Origin of the sequence: Avibacterium volantium (genome assembly GCF_049366555.1) — a bacterium.
Taxonomy (GTDB): Bacteria; Pseudomonadota; Gammaproteobacteria; order Enterobacterales; family Pasteurellaceae; genus Avibacterium; species Avibacterium volantium_A.
Map to the genome: position 1 here is coordinate 23,159 of NZ_JBMMGT010000029.1, position 7,584 is coordinate 30,742.

Sequence of the window (7,584 nt, forward strand, 5' to 3'; positions counted from 1 at the left end):
TTTGTATTCTTTATTTAAGCGAGCTATTTAGCGGCTATTTCAATTTATTTGTTGAGATTGATATGTGCACAAAACATTAACTTAAAGGAGAATCATTGTTGTGTCTTTTTCTGCTTTTATTCATAAAAGATCATCGTTTAACCCCTTTGTTATAGGGGCAACTTTATTACTGGTTATTTTGTTGCTCGTTGCAACGTTAATTTTGCCAGAAAAAACCACCGCACTTTTAAACTGGGCGAAAGCGGGCGTGTTTGCGAATTTTAGCTGGTTTTATATTTTAGCCTTTTCCGTTTTTCTTTGTTTCTTATTCGTGTTGTCGGTCAGTAGCTTGGGTAATATTAAGCTTGGAACGAATGAAGAAGAGCCTGAATTTTCTTTCCTTTCTTGGTTAGCAATGCTGTTCGCCGCAGGAATGGGGGTGGGATTAATGTTCTTCGGCGTAGCAGAACCGCTCACCCATTATTTTTCTACCATCACCACAGGATCTGCTGAACATAAACAACAAGAAGCCTTATTGCATACCTTTTTCCACTGGGGAATTCACGCTTGGGCAGTGTATGGCGTGATTGCCTTAGCGCTCGCCTATTTTGGTTTCCGTTATAAATTGCCGTTGGCGTTGCGTTCTTGTTTTTATCCTTTATTGAAAGATCGCATTAACGGCAAGATCGGCGATGTGATTGATATTATGGCGTTAGTCGCTACCCTATTCGGGATCATCACCACCCTCGGATTTGGTGCCGCACAGCTTGGTGCGGGGCTAACGGAACTTGGCGTGGTGCAAGAAAATAGCTTCGGCCTACAAACCATTATTATCGTTGTGGTGATGTCCATTGCGGTATTTTCCGCTATTTCTGGCGTAGGCAAAGGGGTGAAATTACTCAGCGAAATCAATCTAGGCTTAGCCTTAACCCTGATGCTGTTTATTTTAGTTACAGGCCCAACGCTCTATTTATTAACCACATTCAGCGATAACATTGGCATTTATTTGAGCAATTTAGTACGCCTAAGTTTTAAAACCTATGCGTACGAAACAGAAAACACTGCGTGGTTCACTGGCTGGACGGTGCTTTATTGGGCGTGGTGGTGTTCTTGGGCGCCGTTTGTGGGCTTGTTTATCGCGCGTATTTCCCGTGGTCGCACCATTCGTGAATTTATCTTCGGCGTGCTAGCCGTGCCAAGTTTATTCAGTATTCTATGGTTTACCGTGTTCGGTGACAGTGCGATTTGGTTAGAATTAAACGTTGCCAACGGCGCATTGCACGAATTTACTTCTGCGCCAGAAAAATTATTGTTTAAATTCTTAGATTATTTACCGCTCTCTGCCCTCACTGGCACGTTAGCCTTAGTGATTATTTCGCTCTTTTTCATCACTTCAGCAGATTCAGGAATTTATGTGCTAAATAATATGGCATCGCGCGATAAAAGCCTTTCCGCACCACGTTGGCAAGCGATGATGTGGGGCGCGGTGATGATGGTGCTTGCCATTGTGTTAATGCGTGAAGGCGGGCTAGGCACGCTACAAACAATGACTTTATTGGTCGCGCTTCCCTTTGCAATGTTGATGTTAGTGATGTGCGTGAGTTTATGGAAAGGCTTGAACGCGGATCAAAAATATTTCGCCGCCAAAGTCACCCCAACCAGTTTGTTATGGACAGGGGAAAAATGGAAAGATCGCTTAGGGCAAATGCTCAACCAAACGCAGGAAAAGGATATTGTGAAATTCCTAAAACGCACCGCCTTGCCTGCAATGCGTGAGCTACGCCAAGAGTTAGTGGAAGTTTACAGCCTGAATGTGGACGTTGTGCCATCGCTTGAGGCAGAAGAGCCAAGCGTGGAACTGATCATCAAAAAAGAATCGATGCGTGATTTTATCTATGGGGTGAAATCGGTGAGTTACGAAGTTTCATCGCAATTGGTGGACGATGAAAATCTTCCACATATTCAACATTCCGTTACCTATCAACCGATGACCTATTTTGCTGATGGGCGCACGGGCTACGATGTGCAATATATGACGCGAGATGAACTGATCGCCGATATTTTGCGTCAATACGAACGCTACATCAGCCTGCTTGGCGATGTGGGGCAAGAGTTAATGTCGCACGAACAAACAGAATTGGCGGAATAATCTGACCTATTTCTGCAATTAAAAACAAAGTGCGGTCAAAAAAATGATAGAATTTTGACCGCACTTTTTTACGCGAGTGTTTCTCGCTTTTGATTATTTATGGAGAACTTATGGATACCGCATTTATTTTATCTGCCATTGTGGGCTTAGGGATTGTGGCGCAATGGCTCGCTTGGTATTTGAAACAGCCCTCAATTTTATTTTTATTGCTAATTGGGATTATTGTCGGCCCTGTGCTGAACTTGTTTAATCCCGATGTAATTTTGGGCGATTTGCTCTTTCCGTTTATTTCCCTTGGCGTTGCCGTGATTCTTTTTGAAGGGGCGCTGACGCTGGAGTTTGACGAAATAAAACAACACGGCAAGGTGGTGCAGCTCTTGGTTTCGCTCGGAATGCTCATCACCGTCAGCGTGATTTCGGTTGCCACTTATTTTCTGTTTGATGTGGATTGGCGAATCGCCTTGCTGTTCGGCACATTGGTATGCGTAACTGGGCCAACGGTGATTGTGCCATTGTTGCGCAGCGTTCGCCCCAACAGCAACATCGCCAATATTCTCAAATGGGAAGGCATTATCATTGACCCAATCGGGGCGATCGCCGTAGTTTTGGTGTATGAATACATTATTTCTGGCGGTGAAGCCAGTGAAATCGGCACCTTTGCCAAAATCATTGCCGTTGCTGGGGTGATTGGAATGGCTGGCGCGTGGTTGCTGGCTAATCTGATTAAACGCCATATGATCCCTGAATATTTGCGCAACGTGTTCGTACTTGCTTACATTTTGCTGTTATTCACTGCGTCAAACCATTTCGCCCACGAATCAGGGCTATTAACCGTTACCGTGCTGGGCGTGGCATTGGCGAACTGGAAAGGCTTCCCAAAAGATCATATTTTAGAATTTAAAGAATCCCTCACGGTGTTGCTGATTTCCACCTTGTTTATTATTCTTGCCGCACGGGTGAATTTAGCACATTTGGTCGGCGTAGGAATGGCAGGTATTTTGCTGTTATTCGTGGCAATGTTTATCGCTCGTCCGCTTGCCATTTGGTTTTCGTCTATTGGCTCAAGTTTAACCTTAAATGAAAAGTTGATGATTAGTTGGATTGGCCCGCGCGGGATTGTCGCCGCAGCTATTTCTTCTCTGTTCGCGATTAAATTGCAAGAAACCCAAATTCAAGGCGTGGAATTGCTCGTGCCGTTAGTATTCACGATTATTATTGGTACAGTGCTAATTCAAGGCTTAGGGGCGAAAGCCATTGCGAAATTGTTGAATGTGCAAGAAGCGGTGTATAAAGGCGTGTTGATTATCGGCTCAAACCCTGTAGCCTTGGCTATTGCCACCTCACTGAAAGAACAAAATGTCGATGTGCTGGTTGCCAGCCGCCATTATAACGAAGTAGCAAAAGCCAGAATGCTCGGGCTTCGTACTTACTACGGCAACCCCGTGTCCACTCACGCAGATGGCCATTTGGATCTTATCGGATTAGGTAATATGTTTGCCATTAGTACAGATAAAGAACTCAACACCTTGTCGGAAATTCATTATCGCCACGAATTTGATAAAGAAAACATTTACCGTATTCGTTTCAGCGATGATAACAATCCAACGGAACGTTATGATATTCAAGACAACTACCGTTCCAACTGGCTTTTCGGTAAAAATGTAACTTACGCAAAATTAGCCAGTATGCTGGCGAAAAATGCGCGTGTTAAGGTAACCAATCTTACCGATAGCTACACTTATCAAGATTACAAAACCACCAACAAACAATTTGTGCCGTTATATACCATTGATGATAAAGGCTTTATTTCTATTATCAATGATGAACAAACGATCCCAACTAACTGCCGTATTGTAGCGTTAGTAGCGGAAGAAGAAACGGCGAAAAGCGCATAAAAATAAGTGCGGTGGAAAAAATGGAAATTTTTCACCGCACTTTGTTTTTCTGATTGCACGCTTATCAACGCGAATTAATGGGCTTCGTCCCAGTTATTACCCACGCCCACATCCACAATCAGCGGCACCACAAGCTCCGCAGCATTTTCCATTAGGGATTGAATAAGCTCGCTGTAATGGGCAACCTGCTCTGCGTTCACTTCAAACACCAATTCATCGTGAACCTGCATAATCATTGCGATATTCGGATCTTGCGCAATGGCGCTGTCAATGGCGATCATCGCACGTTTAATAATATCCGCCGCAGTGCCTTGCATTGGAGCGTTGATCGCCACACGCTCTGCGCCTTTTCTGCGCATTGCGTTGCTCGATTGAATCTCAGGCAGATACAAACGGCGTCCGAACAAGGTTTCCACATAACCTTGCTGTTTGGCTTTTTCGCGAATATCGGTCATAAAGGTTTGCACACCGGGGTAGCGCTGGAAATACAAATCCATATATTTTTGCGCATCGCCACGGGGAATGCCAAGCTGGCGAGAAAGTCCAAACGCGCTCATTCCATAAATGAGTCCAAAGTTAATGGCTTTCGCACTGCGGCGTTGTTCGCTGGTAACCTCATCAAGTGGCACGCCAAAAATCTCAGCAGCGGTGGAACGGTGAATATCCTTGCCTTGCTGGAATGCACTAATCAAGCCTTGATCTTGCGATAAATGTGCCATTATGCGCAGTTCGATTTGAGAATAATCCGCCGCGATAATTTTATAGCCTTCGCGTGCAATAAAGGCTTGGCGAATGCGCCGTCCTTCTTCATTACGAATAGGGATATTCTGTAAGTTTGGATCGCTGGAAGAAAGCCGCCCCGTTGCTGTTACCGCTTGATGATAAGAAGTGTGAATGCGTCCCGTGCGTGGATTGATCATCAGCGGAAGTTTGTCCGTATAAGTGGATTTCAACTTGGCTAAACCACGGTGTTCAATGAGTAATTTCGGTACAATATGCCCTTGTTGCGCCAGCTCTTCCAGCACTTCTTCATTAGTGGAAGGTGCGCCTTTTGGGGTTTTTGCAATAATCGGTAAACCAAGCTTTTCAAATAGGATTTCTTGTAATTGTTTGGTGGACGCAAGGTTGAAATTTTCCCCTGCCGCCTGATGCACTTGGCTTTCAAGTGCGGTCAATTTTTCGCTAATTTCTTGCGATTGTGCGAGCAAGGTTTGGCTGTCCACCAACACGCCGTTGCGTTCAATGCGTGATAACACGCCCACCAACGGCATTTCGATGCCATCAAATAATCTCACCAAACTTTCCGTTTTTGCCAATTCTGGCCATAGGGTTTGGTGCAATTTCATTGTGATGTCCGCATCTTCCGCGGCATATTCACTGGCTTGTTCGATAGCAATTTTATCAAAGGTGAGCTGCTTTTTGCCCTTGCCAGCAATGGCTTCAAATTCAATGGTTTGATGATCCAAATGGCGTTTGGCAAGCTCGTCCATATTGTGTCGCCCAGTGCTATTTAGCACATAGGATTCCAACATGGTGTCGAAACGCACGCCTTGCAGCGCAATACCGTGATTAGCAAACACAGTAAGATCGTATTTGATATTTTGCCCCACTTTTTCAATCTTTGGATTTTCCAATAAAGGCTTGAGCGCCGCCAAACATTGCTGCTTGTCTAACTGGCTCGGCACACGTTCAAAATAGGTTTCGGTTGCGTCTGCGCTGCCGAATAAATCCCCTTGTGATTGGCTTTCACGCGCCACTTCGTGCAAATGATCAAGGGGGATATAGCAGGCTTCGCCATTTTCTAAAGCAAAAGAAATGCCTACCAAGTTCGCTTGCATTACATCTAAATTATCGGTTTCCGTATCCACTGCAATGAGTTTAGCGTGCTGAATTTTATTCAGCCATTCATCAAGCTTGGCTTGGCTATCCACCGTCTCATATAAAGTGCGGTCAATTTTGACGCGATTTTTTACCGCACTTTGCATTGTGTTCGCAACCTCTGGCGAGCTGGCAAATTTCGCACTTTGCAAATCCCCTTTGGTTAAACCGCTTTCGCCGTCCATCACTTCATTCAGCCAACGCTTAAACTCATAGCGCGCGAAATATTCCACCAATTCATCACGCTGATTCTGCCCAAGCGTGAGTTCTTCTGACTTCACCGCTAAGGGCACATCGGTTTTGATGGTCGCAAGAATGTAAGACAAATCCGCATCAGCTTTAGCGGCAAGCAATTTTTCGCCTAATTTTTTCGCACCGCGAATAGGCAGCTCCGCCACTTTTTCCAAATTGGCATAAATCTCAGCCATACTGCCAATGCCTTGCAAAAGCCCAAGCGCAGTTTTTTCGCCCACACCAGCCACACCGGGGATATTGTCCGCACTGTCGCCCATTAAGGCCAAATAATCAATGATCAACTCAGGCGGAATGCCATATTTTTCAATTACGCCCTCGCGATCCAACAGGCTGTTATTCATTGTGTTGATGAGCATAATGTTATCGTCCACCAACTGCGCCATATCCTTATCGCCCGTGCTAATTAACACTTTTTTGCCTGCCTGAGAAGCCTGCACCGCAAGCGTTCCGATAACATCGTCCGCTTCCACCCCTTCAATGGATAAAAGTGGAATGCCAAGGGCTTTGATAATGGCGTGCAAGGGCTGAATTTGCTTGCGCAAATCATCTGGCATTGGCGGACGGTGCGATTTATATTGCTCAAATAATTCATCACGGAAAGTTTTCCCTTTAGCATCAAACACCACCGCAATATGGCTCGGCTGCACCTGCGCAATCAAACTTTTCAGCATATTCAACACGCCATACATCGCCCCCGTTGGCTCGCCAAGGGAGTTGGTGAGCGGTGGAAACGCGTGAAACGCACGATACAAATAAGACGATCCGTCAACTAACACAAGTGGATTTTCTGCAATTTTAGCCATAAAATTCTCAATAACAGTGATGAAAAATGGGGGATATTATAGCGGAAAGTGCGGTGGGATTTTGAAAAATTTTGCAAGATAAGCTGACAATGCACAACGCGCCCCATTATAATCGCCCGAATTAATTTATTGAACGCAGAAAACGGAAAGCACAAACTATGAATATCATCACCGTAACAGACCGCGAAACCTTACCCTTAGACCACTTGCTTAATCTCTGGCAAGCCAGTGTGGAAGCCACCCATCACTTCTTATCCAAAGAAGAAATCGCCGCCATTCGCCCTTATGTGCCAGAAGCGTTCAAAGGCGTAGAACATTTATTACTGGCGGAAGAAGACGGTGAAATCGTGGGTTTTATGGGCATCAACGGCACCAAATTAGAAATGCTCTTCATCGCCCCCGAACAACGCGGCAAAGGCATCGGCAAAACCTTATTACAGCACGGCATTGAAGCATTAGGCGTAAACCGCTTAACCGTCAATGAACAAAACCCACAAGCGGTGGGCTTTTACCAGCATATGGGTTTTCAAACGGTGGAACGCCATGAGTTGGACGAACAGGGGAATCCGTATCCGATTTTAATTATGAAAAAATAGCACTTGAATTTTGGTTTGAGAATTTAAGC

At 45.1% G+C, this 7,584-nt stretch carries 4 protein-coding genes; 3 read left to right on the forward strand and 1 reads right to left on the reverse strand.

Features of this window, described 5'->3' with window-relative positions; genetic code table 11:
- Window positions 1-100: 100 nt before the first annotated feature.
- Both ACLS0A_RS09345 and ACLS0A_RS09350 read left to right on the forward strand, forming a co-directional pair.
- Entirely contained in the window at window positions 101-2,128 is a 2,028-nt protein-coding gene (locus ACLS0A_RS09345) for a BCCT family transporter (RefSeq protein WP_416083254.1), read from the forward strand.
- Between the two features lie 110 nt (window positions 2,129-2,238).
- Window positions 2,239-4,023, forward strand: coding sequence for a cation:proton antiporter (locus ACLS0A_RS09350; RefSeq protein WP_416083255.1), 1,785 nt, complete (start codon window positions 2,239-2,241; stop codon window positions 4,021-4,023).
- 74 nt (window positions 4,024-4,097) lie between these two features.
- On the opposite strand, the gene polA is transcribed toward ACLS0A_RS09350, so the two are convergent.
- Window positions 4,098-6,959, reverse strand: coding sequence for a DNA polymerase I (gene polA / locus ACLS0A_RS09355; RefSeq protein ID WP_416083256.1), 2,862 nt, complete (start codon window positions 6,957-6,959; stop codon window positions 4,098-4,100).
- 158 nt (window positions 6,960-7,117) lie between these two features.
- Between polA and ACLS0A_RS09360 the strand changes: the two genes are divergently transcribed.
- Window positions 7,118-7,555 (forward strand): GNAT family N-acetyltransferase, encoded by a 438-nt coding sequence (locus tag ACLS0A_RS09360; protein WP_416083257.1) that lies wholly within the window; start codon window positions 7,118-7,120, stop codon window positions 7,553-7,555.
- Window positions 7,556-7,584 lie beyond the last annotated feature (29 nt).

What these genes read in the sequence shown, in the direction of transcription:
- ACLS0A_RS09360 (WP_416083257.1), top strand. Translation starts at nt 7,118, where the DNA reads ATGAATATCATCACCGTAACAGACCGCGAAACCTTACCCTTAGACCAC.
- polA (WP_416083256.1), bottom strand. Translation starts at nt 6,959, where the DNA reads ATGGCTAAAATTGCAGAAAATCCACTTGTGTTAGTTGACGGATCGTCT.
- ACLS0A_RS09350 (WP_416083255.1), top strand. Translation starts at nt 2,239, where the DNA reads ATGGATACCGCATTTATTTTATCTGCCATTGTGGGCTTAGGGATTGTG.